14 protein-coding genes and 1 pseudogene are annotated in these 13,314 nt (G+C 71.1%); 3 read left to right on the plus strand and 12 right to left on the minus strand.

The annotated features are described in order from the left end of the window. The coding region (locus DJ73_RS07300) for a hypothetical protein (protein ID WP_094557685.1) at nt 1-814 on the plus strand (814 nt) is incomplete at its 5' end. An 84-nt stretch (nt 815-898) separates the two neighbouring features. Continuing rightward, nucleotides 899-2,359 carry a hypothetical protein gene (locus DJ73_RS07305; RefSeq protein ID WP_094557686.1) on the plus strand — a complete coding sequence of 487 codons (1,461 nt, stop codon included), beginning with the start codon at nt 899-901 and terminating at the stop codon, nt 2,357-2,359. A gap of 85 nt (nt 2,360-2,444) precedes the next feature. Here DJ73_RS07305 and DJ73_RS07310 read toward each other — a convergent pair whose 3' ends face one another. The 12 genes from DJ73_RS07310 to DJ73_RS07360 form a co-directional block, all read right to left on the minus strand. Further along, nucleotides 2,445-3,593 carry a mechanosensitive ion channel family protein gene (locus DJ73_RS07310; protein WP_094557687.1) on the minus strand — a complete coding sequence of 383 codons (1,149 nt, stop codon included), beginning with the start codon at nt 3,591-3,593 and terminating at the stop codon, nt 2,445-2,447. Between the two features lie 50 nt (nt 3,594-3,643). Next, entirely contained in the window at nt 3,644-4,402 is a 759-nt protein-coding gene (locus tag DJ73_RS07315; RefSeq protein ID WP_094521845.1) for an HAD family hydrolase, read from the minus strand. A 113-nt stretch (nt 4,403-4,515) separates the two neighbouring features. Continuing rightward, nucleotides 4,516-5,310 carry a phosphonate ABC transporter, permease protein PhnE gene (phnE, locus tag DJ73_RS07320; RefSeq protein ID WP_094521846.1) on the minus strand — a complete coding sequence of 265 codons (795 nt, stop codon included), beginning with the start codon at nt 5,308-5,310 and terminating at the stop codon, nt 4,516-4,518. Next, nucleotides 5,310-6,146 (minus strand): phosphonate ABC transporter, permease protein PhnE, encoded by an 837-nt coding sequence (phnE, locus tag DJ73_RS07325; protein WP_094521847.1) that lies wholly within the window; start codon nt 6,144-6,146, stop codon nt 5,310-5,312. Before phnE (DJ73_RS07325) ends, phnE (DJ73_RS07320) begins: the two co-directional genes overlap by 1 nt. 3 nt (nt 6,147-6,149) lie before the next feature. Beyond that, nucleotides 6,150-6,998 carry a phosphonate ABC transporter ATP-binding protein gene (gene phnC / locus DJ73_RS07330; RefSeq protein ID WP_094557688.1) on the minus strand — a complete coding sequence of 283 codons (849 nt, stop codon included), beginning with the start codon at nt 6,996-6,998 and terminating at the stop codon, nt 6,150-6,152. 3 nt (nt 6,999-7,001) lie between these two features. Next, entirely contained in the window at nt 7,002-8,216 is a 1,215-nt protein-coding gene (gene phnD, locus DJ73_RS07335) for a phosphate/phosphite/phosphonate ABC transporter substrate-binding protein (RefSeq protein ID WP_094557689.1), read from the minus strand. A 133-nt stretch (nt 8,217-8,349) separates the two neighbouring features. Continuing rightward, nucleotides 8,350-9,627 (minus strand): histidinol dehydrogenase, encoded by a 1,278-nt coding sequence (gene hisD / locus DJ73_RS07340; protein WP_094557690.1) that lies wholly within the window; start codon nt 9,625-9,627, stop codon nt 8,350-8,352. Nucleotides 9,628-9,709: 82 nt separating this feature from the next. Next, nucleotides 9,710-9,919: a hypothetical protein gene (locus DJ73_RS07345; RefSeq protein WP_094521851.1), complete on the minus strand. Its 210-nt coding sequence runs from the start codon at nt 9,917-9,919 to the stop codon at nt 9,710-9,712. 20 nt (nt 9,920-9,939) lie between these two features. After that, complete coding sequence (locus DJ73_RS07350) at nt 9,940-10,905, minus strand: phytoene/squalene synthase family protein (protein ID WP_094521852.1); 966 nt, start codon at nt 10,903-10,905, stop codon at nt 9,940-9,942. Between the two features lie 195 nt (nt 10,906-11,100). Then, nucleotides 11,101-11,190, minus strand: coding sequence for an HVO_2523 family zinc finger protein (locus DJ73_RS21350; RefSeq protein WP_394338266.1), 90 nt, complete (start codon nt 11,188-11,190; stop codon nt 11,101-11,103). Nucleotides 11,191-11,366: 176 nt separating this feature from the next. Further along, nucleotides 11,367-11,939, minus strand: coding sequence for a hypothetical protein (locus tag DJ73_RS07355; RefSeq protein WP_094557691.1), 573 nt, complete (start codon nt 11,937-11,939; stop codon nt 11,367-11,369). 105 nt (nt 11,940-12,044) lie between these two features. After that, entirely contained in the window at nt 12,045-12,623 is a 579-nt protein-coding gene (locus tag DJ73_RS07360; protein WP_094521854.1) for a cysteine hydrolase family protein, read from the minus strand. Nucleotides 12,624-12,731: 108 nt separating this feature from the next. Here DJ73_RS07360 and DJ73_RS07365 point away from each other — a divergent pair. Then, a pseudogene (locus DJ73_RS07365) lies at nt 12,732-13,314 on the plus strand (PGF-CTERM sorting domain-containing protein); the annotation flags it as partial.

Raw genomic sequence — 13,314 nt, forward strand, 5'->3', positions numbered from 1 at the left:
CACCGGCGAAAACCGCTGTTGGCCGTGTACGGCGGTCAACGTCGCCGTCGTCGCCGTCGCCGCCGCGGCGGTGTCGATCGCGAGCCTCCCGGCCGCCGCCGTCGTCTCGGCCGCCGGTCTCGCGCTCGTCTGGCTCCGCGGGTACGTCGTCCCGGGGACGCCGCGCTTCGCGCCGCTGCTCGTCGCCCCGATCCCCGGCAGCGAGGCGCTGTTCCACGGCGCGGACGCCGCCACCGACGGCGGCCGCGCGCCGGCGGCCGGGAGCGGCTCGCTCGACCCGGACGACGTCGACGGCGAGGCGCTCCTCGACCGGCTCCTCGCCGAGGGCGTCCTCGAAGTCGACGGCGACGCCGTCGCGCCGACCGACGAGTACCGCGACCGCTGGAACGCCGAGATGGCGCGGCTCCGCATCCGCGAGACGGAGGCGATCGCCGACGTCGCCCGGGAGATATCCCCGGCGACCGAGTCCCGAGTCGTCCGCGGCGACGGCGACGCCGACGGCGACGAGTGGGTCGCGCTCTCCGCCGCCGGCGCGAACACGGTCGACGAGACGTGGCTCCGCCGGCCGGTGGCCATCGCCGAGATCGCGGGCTACCGCGCCGCCGAGCCCTTCCTCTCGGATGAGTCGTTCCGGCTCGCGGCGGCGCGGACGAACCGGATGTTCCTCGACGCCTGTCCCGACTGCGAGGGCGACCTGAAACGCGGGGTCGACCTCCCCTGTTGCGGCGGCTACACCGGCCCCGACGAGGAGCCCGCCGAAACGCTCGCCTGCCCGGACTGCGGGGTCCGACTCTTCACCTTCCCGCGGGAGTAGCGGTCTCGGTCGGCGCGGGAGACCCGCTCTCGACCGGTCCCGGTCCGCGGTACGTTTGTATAGGTAGCATCCGTCATCCCTCCCATGAGCATCCCGTCGGAGGCGGCGTTCGCCCGCCGATGGCGAGCCCTCTCGCCGGCAGAGCGCCGCGAGTTCGTCGCCGCGCTGTGGGCGGCGCGGGGCTGGGAGACGACCCGCGAGGCGGCCGAGTCGAGCGTCGTCGTCGCCCGTCGCGACGGCCGCGTTCGACGGATCGCGGTCGGGACGCCCGTTCCGGACGACGCCGACGCGGTCGTCGGGGACGGAGCGCGGCGCCTCCTCGCCGCGTCCCCCCGGCGCCGAGCCGACGCGGTCGGGGCGGCGTACGTCTCGCCGGCCGACCTCCGCGAGCGGCTGTGCTACGGGATCGACCGCGACGCGGCGGACCGGCTGTTCCGCCGGCGCTTCGGCGTCGACCTCGCGGCCGCCGGCGCGGCCGCCGCCGCGGGTCCCGGCGGCGTCCGACGCCGCGCGTCGCGACTCCGGCGGTCGGTCTCGGACGAGAGGCGGACCGCGCTCGCCGTCGTCGCCGTCGCCGCCCTGGTGGCGGCCGCCGCGGTCCTCGCCGCGGGCGGGCCCTCGGCGTTCGGCGGGGTCACCGGGCTCGGTCCCGGCGTGGGGGAGCCGGCTCCCCCGTCGCCGCCGGCAGGCGGGGAGTACGCGGCCGCCGCGAGCGCGATCGGGACGGCCGAGTCCGCGGAGCGCGGCGCGGCGACGCTCGACGACGCGGCGTCCCTCGGGCTCTACGAGGACGCGCTCACGGGCACGGTGGGGTCGACGGCGCGGACGCCGCCCGGCGTCTTCCTCACCGGCGTCTACGACGCGGACGCGCTCGCCGACGCCCACGTCGCCGCCGCGTCGACCCTCTCGTCGGCGTCCGTCCTCCTCGTCGCGTCCGGGCCCGCGAACGCGACGGACCTCGACGCGTCGACCGGGGGCCGCGTGGGGATCGCCGGCGACGGCGGCGTCGAACTGGCGGTCGCCTCCGAGCGCCGGTACCGGATCGCCGCCTCGGCGAACGCGTCGGTCCCGAACGCGCCGGTCCCGAACGCGAGCCGCGACGGGGTCGTCGAGGTGTTCGCCGACGGCGACGCCGTCTACGAGCGGGCCGCGGGGTCTGGGGGCGTAGAGACCCGTCGCGTCCCGCCCGCGGCGGCGCCGAACGCGACGGCGCTCGCCGGCGAGGTCGCCGCGGAGCCGATCCGGCGGTTCCTGAACGGGAGCGAGTCGACGGTCCGCCCGGCGGCCACGGAGATCCCGCTGTACCGGGTCGAGGTGCGCGGCGAGCCCCGCGCGCTCGGCGAGGAAGTCAGCGACTTCCGGGCGGTCGCGTTCGTCAGCGCCGACGGCCTCGTCCTCGAGCTGTCGGCGACGTACGTCCACGAGCCCACCGGCGAGCGCGTCCGGGTCGCGTTCCGGTACGACCGTCTCGGCGACACCGCCGCGGTCCCGCCGGCGTGGTATCCCGAGGCCTCCCCGGACGGCGACGCCGGGGCGTCGACCTGACGGTCGCCCGCCCCGCCGTCGGGGTCCCTCGCTGCACGTAGTCGCCGTCGCCCTCAATCGTCGCCGGCTTCAGTCGCCGCCGGCTTCAGTCGCCGTCGCCCGCTCGGCGCTCGGCGGGTTCCGCCGCGGCGGCGGACGGGGGACCCGACCGCTCGGCGCCCGCGCTCTCGGGGATCGGGTCGCCGGTCCGCGTGACCGTCACGTCGCGTTTCGGGTACGGGATCTCGATGTCGGCCGCGGCCAGCGCCTTGTACAGCGCGCGATTGAGCTCGTGCTGTGCGCGTCGGCGCCGCGTCGGCCCGTTGACCCAACAGAGGATCTCGTACTGCAGCGCCGAGTCGCCGAACGAGCGCAGCCGGGCCCGCGGCTTCGGCGAGTCGAGGACCAGCGGCTCCGCCTGCACGACCTCGAGCGCGAGCGCCTCGAACGCGTCGACGTCGGTCCCGTAGGCGACGCCGATCGGGACCCGAACGCGGCGCCGGCGCTGCGGCGCGGACTCGTTCGTCACCTTCGCGGCGTTGAGCGCCGCGTTCGGCACCGTCACCAGCACCTCGTCGCGGGTGAGCAGCGTCGTCGAGCGCACGCCGACTTTGATCACGGTCCCGGCGGTGCCGTCATCGAGGACGATGTAGTCGCCGATCTTGTAGGTGTCGTCGAAGTAGAGCGCGATCCCGCCGAAGAAGTTCGCGACCGTGTCCTTCGCGGCGAAGCCGACCGCGATGCCGGCGACTCCCGCGGCGCCGAGCAGGGGCGTGATCTCGATGCCCCACAGCCACAGCAGCGTGCCGGCGCTCCCGACGAGCACCGCGAGCGTCCAGACGTTCGAGAACACGGGCGCGAAGTCGAACCGACCGCCCTCCTCGTTGACGGCGGCGACGAGCCGGTTCACGACGGTGTTCGCCGCGTGCGCCCACACGAGGACGATCACCGACAGCGACGGCCGACCGAAGACGCTATCGAGCAGCCGGGGGCTCACGAGCACCGAGGTCCGGACCGACGGCACCTGCGTGAGGAGGTACACCCCGACGAGCGCGGCGGTGACGACGAGCGGCGCGCGCAGCGAGGAGATGACGATGTCGTCGTACCCGGAGTCGGTGGCCGCGACGTACCGGCGGGCGACCCGCAGGACGGCGAACTCCATTCCCACGGCGGCGACGATCGAGACCACGAGGACCGCGACCGTCGCCTCGACCGCCGTGAGCCCCTCGAACAACGTCAGCGGCGACGGGATCATACCGTCCGGAGGCGAGTGCGCGAGATAACCGTTTCTGCGGGGTCGGTCTCCTACTCGAACCGCTTCCGGACGCTCTCGACGCCCGAACTCGGGCGTTCCGTCTCTGCGGCCGGCCGAGTCGCCTCGACGAGGTCGACGAGTTCCCGGAGGCTTTCGATCTCCGAGGCCGGTTCGACGTCGAGGTCGAGCGCGGCGTTGTGCTCGCGCCTGAGGAACACGCCGTCGAGCCCGGCTCGCTCGGCGGCGATCACGTCGGTGGCGCGGTCCCCGACGTAGAGCCCTCCCTCGGCACCGAGCGCGTCGAGGGCCTCGTTCAGGTAGTACGGCTCCGGCTTCCGCCGGCGGAACCCCTCCGGGCCGAGGTCGCGGCCGCGGACGAACGAGAACCCGTCGAGCCGGAAGTGGTCGACGACGAACTCGACGGTCGGGTGGTAGTTGTTGCTCACGAGCCCGATTGGGACGTGCCGCGCGAGTTCATCGATCGCGTCGACGTCGGGACAGAGCCGCCTCGTGCCGGCCGCGAGCCGCGCGACGGAGCGCTTCGCGCTGCGCTCCTCGCGGGCCCGGAACAGCGTCGCCGGATCGACGCCGAGCTCCTCGCAGGCGACGCGAAATTCGTCGTCGTAGTCGCGCGTTTCGAGCGGGCGGCGGCGGTCGCCGGTCACCCGCATGTCCCGTTCCTCGAGGACGTCGCCGAGGGCGCGGCTGTGAACCACCTCGTCGGTCCCCCAACCGTCGAGGATCACGCCGTCCATGTCGAAGAGGACGACCTCGTCGTTCCGTCCGTCGGTGTCGTGATGCGTTGTCATGTGTTCCGTGTGTCGTCGTCGGTCCGCGGGTCGTTCGCGGCGCGAGCCGTTCGCACTCGGTTATCGGTCCGTCTCGGAGGGCCGAGGCTGGGTCTCCCGTCGATAGGCGGGGTTCAGCGCACCTTCCGGCGGGCGTACGCCGACACTCCCTCGCTCACCAGCACGACGCCGAGGATGGCGATCAGCAGCGCCGACACCGTCCGCCACGCGAACGAGTCGATCGCCTCGAACAGCTGGACGCCGATCCCGCCGGCCCCGACGAACCCGAGGATCGTCGCCGCCCGCACGTTGATGTCCCAGCGGTACACGCTGAGTCCGACTAAGGCCGGCTTGATCTGCGGGACGATCCCGTAGATCAACAGCTGCGCAGGGCTCGCGCCGGTCGCCCGGACCCCCTCCACCTGCCCGAAGTCTATCTCCTCGATCTCCTCGCCGAGGAGCTTCGCGAGGAACCCGATCGACCGGACCGCGGTCGCGACGGTCCCCGCGAGCGCGCCCGGCCCGAGCATCACGACGAACAGCAGTGCCCAGACGATCGTGTGGACCGACCGCGAGACGGTGACGATGAGCTTTCCGAGCGCGTACGTCGCCCGGTTCGGCGTCGTGTTCTCGGCGGAGATGTACGCGACCGGGGCCGCCATCATCACCGCCGCGATCGTCCCGACGACGGCGATCTGTATCGTCTCGGCCAACGGCCCGACCGCGTTCGGCAGGTACCCCCAGTCCGGCGGGACCATCCGCCCGAGGAGGTCGCCGACCTGCGCCGGCGCGGTGGTCACGTACTGGAGGCTCATGTCGAGCCACTCCCACGAGGCGACCACGACGGCGACGGCGACCACGACGGACCCGATCCGGAAGAGCCGCTCTCGCGCGTCGAACCGGCTCCACTCGCGCGTGGCGCCAGCCATCACTGGACCCTCCGCCTGACGACGGCGCTCACGAACTCCGCGACGAGGACCACGGCGATGATCGCGACGAGGATCGCCGCCACGTAGTCGTACTCGTACCGTTGGTAGGCTCGCTGGAGGAGGACGCCGATCCCGCCGGCGCCGACGATCCCGACGATCGTCGACGACCGGATGTTGATGTCCCACCGGTACACGGCGAGCCCGGCGAACCGCGGAACGACCTGTGGGACGACCCCGTAGACCACGCTCTGAAAACGGGTCGCGCCGGTCGCCCGGACTGCCTCGACACCGCCCATGTCGATGTCCTCCAAGTCCTCGGCGAACAGCTTCGAGAAGAAGCCGATCGTCTTGAAGCTGATCGCGACGATCCCCGCGAGCGGGCCGAACCCGAGCGCGATGACGGCGATGATCGCGACGATCAGTCCGTCGATGGCGCGCGTAGCGCTGATGACCCCGCGGCTCAGGTAGTACACCGGCCGCGGCGCGAGGTTCTCCGCCGCTCCGAACGCGACGGGCAGGCTGATCGCGATCCCGGCGACGGTGGCGACCATCGCCATCGCGATCGTCTCGATCATGCGGTCGAACAGCCTGAGCGTGTATTCGCTGCCGGTCTCGGGCGGCAGCATCGAGTCGATCAGCTCGTAGCCGTAGCCGAGTCCCGAGAGGAACCGCCCGAGGGTGATCTGTAGGCTCGCCACCGACCAGACGACGAGCGCGAGGACGGCCCCGTACACCGCCCACTTCGTGTACCGGTTCCGGAACGCGGTCGGGCGCCGCCACGTCCGCCGGTCGGCCGCGCCCGTTGACCCCGCCGGCGAGGACGACTCGGTCGCCACGGGTCAGTCCTCCGCGGGCAGGCGGTCGGAACCGGCGTCCTGCCCGTTCCGCGCGCTCGACTCGTCGTCCGGACCCGACAGCCAGTCCGGGTCCGTCGCGGCCGACTCCGGCGGCTCCTCGCCGCGGTAGATGACACCCTTCGACTCGTCGGTGAGGTCGCTCGCCGGCCCGTCGAAGACGAGCTCGCCGGCGTGGAGTCCGAGGATTCGGTCCGCGTACGCCTCCGCGAGGTCGACCTCGTGGATGTTGATCAGCACGGGCACGTCGCGATCCTCGGCGATGTCGGTGAGCAGCTCCATCACGTTGCGGGAGGTCTCGGGGTCGAGGCTCGAGGTCGGCTCGTCGGCCAGCAGGATCTTCGGCTCTTGGACGACCGCCCTCGCGATGCCGACGCGCTGGCGCTGCCCGCCGGAGAGCTCGTCGACCCGTTTGTCCTCCATGCCGTCGAGCCCGACGAGTTCCAGCAGCTCGTAGGCCCGCTTGACGTCCTCCGGCGGGAAGTTCCGTCGGAGCGCGGCCCAGTTCGAGAGGTAGCCGAGCCGCCCGGAGAGCACGTTCTCCATCACCGTGAGCCGCTCGACGAGGTTGTACTCCTGGAACACCATCCCGATGTTCCGGCGCGCGTCCCGCAGCTCGTCGTCGTCCAGCGCGGTCAGCTCCGTGTCATCGAGGCGGACGCTCCCTGCCGTCGGCTCGACCAGCCGGTTGATACACCGGACGAACGTGCTCTTGCCGGCCCCGCTCGGGCCGATCATCGCGACGACCTCGCGGCCGTCGATCCGCACGGAGACGTCGCTGAGCGCTTCGTCACCGGTTGGATACGTCTTTCCAAGCTTCTCCGTTTCGAGCATGGTTCAGAGGTTCCCGCTCTCGTACTCGACGCCGTTGTATCGTTGGATGATCAGGATGTCGTTGAAGACGTTCTTGTAGTCGATTTCAACGTACTCGGCCTCACCGGTGTTTTCGGCGTACTCGGTGTCCGTCCAGTCGGTCCCGATGGTCGCTTCCTTGATCCCTTCGACGATATCCGGGTGGAGGTCGTAGCGGTGGACCATCGGCCCCGGCGGGAACGGGTTGCTCGCCCAGACCAGTTTGAAATCGTCGTAGTCGATGTCCTCCGTCGACCCGATGAGGTCATCGACGCAGGTGCTACAGATCGGCCCGGCGTCGTAGTCGCTCGCCGCGATGCCGCGGGCGGTCTGGTCGTGGCCGCCCGAGAAGTTGACTTCGTAGTCCTCTCCGGCCGTCACGTCGAAGAACTGGTCGAACAGCGCCGACGGCGCCTGATTACCGGAATTCGACGCCGGCTCGGAGTGTGCGATTTTGACGTCGTCGCGCGCGAAGTCGTTGACGGACTGGATGTCGTGCTCGTCGTCGCGGGTGACCGCCAGCAGCCGGTAGCCGAACTGTCCGGAGGGACTTATCGGGACCGCGAACGGAACGACGCCGCCGAGGTTGACCCCGAAGGCGGACGTTCCGGTCGAGATATCGCCCAGGTGTCCGCGCCCCGCCCGGAACGACTCGACCGTCGCCGCGTTGGAGTCGACGGGCTGCCACTCGACCGTCCGGCCCGTCGTCTCCTCGAGCCGGTCCAGCAGCGGCTGGATGGTATCCTGATACTGCGACTGGCCGGACTCGCCGGGCTTGTCCACGAAGATGAGCGGGTCGGGGTCGACCCACTCGCTCTCGTCGTCGGGCAGCTCCCGTGGCGGGCTGCCGTGAGCTATCTCCTCGACGTCTTGGTTCCGCATGTTCTCCAGGTCCGTCTGGCTCCCCTGGAAGTAGTCGTTCTCCGAGACCGCCGTCATCAGGTAGTTGTTCTCCTCCCAGCCGGGCTCTGCGGGATCGAACTCCGAGGCGTCCGCGAGCATCGGGTCGCCCGATCCGCCGTCGCCGCCATCACCGCCGTCACCGCCGTCCTCGTCGCCCGAATCGAGGCCCGCCCCGGCCTCGCCGTCGCCGCTCCCGCCGGAACAGCCCGCCAGCCCGGCAATTCCGACGGCCCCGCCGGCCAGAATAAATCGCCGTCTCGAACTCGTCTCCGTCCGTCCGCCGGTGTCTTCCACCATTACGCTCTCACGATCGCGTATTCGGCGTATGAAGGCTGCTATGAATTGTATGGGGTGGTTTCGAGAGATACGGACCGGTGCGTGTTACTAGATAGTAATCCGTACCGGTCGGGAGCGGTACATATCTCTTCGCCTACTCGAACCGCTTCCGGACGCTCTCCGCGTGCGCCTCCAACCCCTCGGCCTCCGCGAGCGTCGTGACCGTCTCCGAGAGGTCGGCGAGCGCGTCGCGGTCGAGCCGCTGGACCGTCGACGACCGGAGGAAGGTGTCGACGGAGAGCCCGCCGTAGCGCTTCGCGCCGCCGTTCGTCGGCAGCACGTGGTTCGTCCCGGCCGCGTAGTCGCCGGCGGCGACGGGCGAGTACGCCCCGAGGAAGACGGAGCCGGCGTTCGTGATCCGATCTAAGAGGGCCTCGTCGTCGTCGGCGACGATCGAGAGGTGCTCGGCCGCGTACTCCTCGGCGAACAGCACGGCCTCGGGCATCGACCGGGCGCAGAGGACGCCGGAGGCGTCGTTGTCGAGGGCGGCCCGGATCGTCTCTTCACGCTCGCGGTCCGCGGCCTGCTCGTCGACCGCCTCGGCGACGGCGGCGGCGAGGTCGGCGTCGGCGGTGACGGCGACCACGGAGGCATTCGGGTCGTGCTCGGCCTGCGCGACGAGGTCGGCCGCGACGAGTTCGGGGTCTGCCGTCTCGTCCGCGAGCACGAGCACCTCGCTCGGCCCCGCGAGGAAGTCGATCTCGACGTCGCCCTGCACGACCGCCTTCGCGGCGGTGACCCACTTGTTGCCCGGGCCGACCACCTTCTGCGCGCTCGTCACCGTCTCCGTCCCGTACGCGAGCGCGGCGATCGCCTGCGCGCCGCCGACCTGGTACACCGCGTCGGCGCCGGCCTCGTGGACCGCCGCGAGGGTGACCGGATTCAGGTCCTCGGCCGGCGGGGTCGCGACCGCGACGTGGTCGACGCCCGCGACCGTCGCCGGGATGACCCCCATCAGCGCGCTGGAGGGGTACGCGGCCGCGCCGCCGGGCACGTACACCCCCGCGCGGTCGATCGGCCGGAACCGGCGGCCCAGCTCTCGGCCGCCGAACTCGTCGCGCCAGTCCTCGGGGCGCTGCCGCTCGTGGAACTCGCGGACGTTGGCGGCGGCTTCTCGGACCGCGTCGAGGACCGGATCGTTCGCGTCGTCGAGCTCGGCGTGCGCGCGCTGGGCGTCGTCGGTGACGTCGATGTTGCCGACGGTGACGCCGTCGAACTCCTCGGCGAACTCCCGCAGCGCGACGTCGCCCTCCTCGCGCACTCTACCGACGATCTCCGCCACGTCGTCGCGGACCGCGTCGACGCCGGCGTCGCGCTCGAAGAAGGCGCGCCGTTCGGCGGGCGAGAGGTCGGCGACGGTTCGTACGTCCATGCGCTCACTCCGGGCCGCGGTCAAAAGGGCGTTCCGACTCGGCGCACCCCGGGCGCGAGGGCGGTCGGCGCGTCTCCCCGTCTCACTCCAACCGTCTGACCCCGGTCACGTCGAGCGTCGCGAGCGCGACGAGGACCGCCAGCAGCCCCGCCGCGGCGAAGAGGATCGGCGCGGACAGCGCCACGGCCAGCTCGTAGGGCGCGACGAGGCGAGTCGTGCCGCGGACGACGAACGAGAGGAAGACGAGCCCGAACGCGAGCAGGGCGAGCCCGACGAAGCGGGAGCGGTTCATTCGGCGCCTCCGGGCCCCGTTCAGTCCGACTGCGCGACGCCCGAGCCGTGCGGTCCGTGCTCGCGATGGTCGCGCGTGCCGTCGAAGCCGCGACACATCTCGTAGAACACCGCTTCCGGGTCCTTGTTCCACTGCCACTTCCAGCGCGTCCGGACGAGCAGCGAGATCTTGCGGGCGAAGGAGAGCTCCGGCGTCGTCGACACCGTGTCGTACCCCAGGTCCCGGATGAGCCGGTGGTGGTCCGCGTACAGCACCGCCGCGAGCAACACCGCCAGCTGACAGTCCTCGGGGAGGTACTTGATCCCCGCGACCCCCTCCTCGTAGAGCCGCTCGGTCCGGGCGAGCTCCTCGCGGACCGCGGCCGCGACGTCGGCGTCGAACTCCAGCTCGAGGATCTGCTCCTCGCTAACGTCGTGTCGCCGGAGGGTCTCTAGGGGGAGGTACACCCGGCCGCGCTCGACGACGTCCTCGCGGACGTCGCGGATGAAGTTCGTCATCTGGAACGCCTCGCCGAGCTTGGTGGCGTGCGGAAGCGCCGCCGCCTCGGTCTCCTCGTCGAGGTCCATGATCGCGGTCATCATCCGCCCGACCGCGGCCGCGGAGCCGTCCATGTACGTCTCCAGCTCCTCGTACGTCTCGTAGCGGTCGGTGTCGATGTCGCTCTCCATCGCGTCGACGAACGAGCGGACGTCCTCGTCGGCGATCCCGTGTTCCGCTTTCACCTCGGCGAACGCCTCCAACACGGGGTCGTCGGTCGGCTCCTCGCCGAGAGCGGCCCGCCGGAGCCGGTCGAGCTCGGCGCGCTGTTCGGCCGGCGGCCCGGTGTCCTCGGCGTCGACGACCTCGTCGGCGATCCTGAAGAAACCGTACAGAACGTACGTTGCATGGCGGATCCGCTTCGGAAGCAGCCGGGTGGCGACGTGGAAGGTCTTGCCCGTGCGACGCTGGATCCGCTTGCTCCGGGCAACCTGTGTGTGCTCTACCATGGTGACCCCTGCCGGTCGGAGAGGAGGGTCAAGAGCGGGTCGCCGGTCATAAGGGAAAAATCGGCCTCCAAGAACATAACAGTTCGCACATCCATTGTTGTTTTCATGTCGGCTATCCGTTAATTCCGTGTTTATTCGGGAGACGCGAAGGAGGCGCGCCACCGGCGAAAACTCGGGCTCGGCGCCGCCTCGCGGTCAGTAGAACGTGTCGCTGCAGTCGTACACGACCCCGTGGGCCGGGCAGACGTACTTGCAGTGTCTGTGGTACATCGGGCTCTTGCAGATCGGGCACGGCCGACCGCCGGACCCGCCGGTCGGCCCGCCGCCCGTGTTCCCACCGCCGTCGCCCTCGCTCATGCGGTTCAGTACGGTCGCCGGAGGCATAACCGATCCCCTCCGCGCCGCGAGGCCGCCTCTCGCGGTCGCTCCGACCCACTGTAAGTATCGGTCTCCCTGACCAGTCAGGCCGACGCCAGCGAGTCGTACACCGACTGCGCGACGCGCTCCTCGCCGAACGGGAGCGTCAACACGCCGCCCCAGCCGTCCTCGGTGAGCGCGCTCACCGTCGGCTCGTCCAACTCGACCCGCCGGACCTCGGTCCCGTCGAGGGCCATCGACACGACGAACCGCTCCGGCTCGTCGACCGCGCCGGACGCGGCCAGTCGCTCCTGGAAGGCGTCGATCCCGTCGTCGCCGAGCGCGACGTACACGAGGTACTCGCCGTCGTCGTCGAAGACGCCCTCGACCTCGTCGAGGTCGCCGGCGCCGAACAGCCGCCGGTCGTCCTCGCCGTCCCGGAGGAGCCGCGCCTCGAACGGGGCCTCCGGATCGACGTCGACCGCGCCGGCCGGACCGCCGCTCTCGTCGCCTCCGGTCGAGCCGCCGCCGACCGGATCGTCGTCGATCGCTCCGTCGCCGGACGCGCCGTCGCCGCCCTCGCCGTCCGTCACCGCCGTCGCCCCGGCGAAGCCGACGGCACCGACCGCGCACGCGGCCCCCACCCCGGCGAGCATTCCGCGTCGAGAGAGTTCCATACTCGACGGTCCCCGTCGGGGTTCAAAAGGGTTACACGCCGATTCACGCCGCTGATAACGGGTCCCGGTGGCGGCTTCGGCGGCTCACTATCAGCCCCCGCCGGCTCACGCGTCCGCGAACTCAACCTCCTCGCGCAGCGTCGTCTCGCCGAACAGCCAGTCCGCGTGGTCGACGGCGTACTCGCGGTGGTCCTCGGTGATGTAGCCGAGCGCGTCCTCGACGACGACGGGACGGTAATCACGCAGGCCTGCGCTGCCGGCCGTGTGAAGGACGCAGACGTTCGCGAGCGTTCCGCAGATCAGCAGGTCGTCGATCCCGTGCGCGTCGAGGTACCCCTCCAGCTCGGTCCGGTAAAAGGCGTCGTAGGTGTGCTTCTCGACGACGTGGTCGTCAGTGCGGACGTCGAGCCCCTCGACGAGCTCGGCGTCCCACGACCCCTCGACGACGTGTTCGCCCCAGCGGTCGAACTCGTCGTAGTAGTGCGTCTCGTCGAACTGCTCCGGCGGGTGGACGTCGCGGGTGTAGACGACGCTCGCGCCCGCCTCGCGCGCCTGCTCGACCAGCGCCGTCACCGGCCCGATCGCCGCCTCGCTCGGTTCGGCGTAAAGGCTCCCGTCCGGGTGACAGAAGCCGTTCTGCATGTCGACGACGATCACCGCGGTCTCGGTCGGATCGTACGGCATACGCGGCGATTGGGGTCCCGGTGTGAAAAATGCGAAGCCGGCCGTCGCGTCGCCGCCAGCGACCGACGGACCGGCAAACTACTTACCGGGTCGGTTGTAATCGCCACTATGCGACGGGTTCTCACCCTCTCGGTCGTCGCCGCGATCGCACTCCTCTCGCTCGGGGTCGGGGGAGTCGCCGCTGGCCCGGTCGCGGATAGCGTCGCTCCCAGTCAGACCGCGGATAGCGTCGCTTCCGGTCCGACGGACGTCGCCGCCGGCGACGTCCCCCGAAGCGCGACCGCCGCCGAGTGCGACGCGGGCGACGGGACGGAGGTCGTCGGCTGCTGGAACGGAACCCACTACGAGGCGGAGCTGTCGTTCAACCAGAGCGACGGCCTCAACGAGTCCGAGCTGGAGGCGCTGACGCACCTGACGATGGCGCGCGTCGAGCACATCCGCGAGCGACCGTTCCGGGAGGACGTGCCGGTCGAGACGGTTTCCCGGGAGGAGTTCATGAACGACTCGGCCGGCGGGAACAACAGCAGCGAGGCGTTCCGCCGCTGGAACGACCAGGTGTGGGAGGCGCTGTTCGTCGTCGGCGAGGAGGAGAACGCGAACGACGAGATCGACTCGGTGTTCGGCGGCGCCGTCTCCGGTTTCTACTCGCCGGCTCAGGACCGGATCGTCCTCGTCGTCGCCGAGGGCGAGG

The organism is Halorubrum sp. Ea1 (assembly GCF_002252965.1).
Lineage (GTDB): Archaea > Halobacteriota > Halobacteria > Halobacteriales > Haloferacaceae > Halorubrum.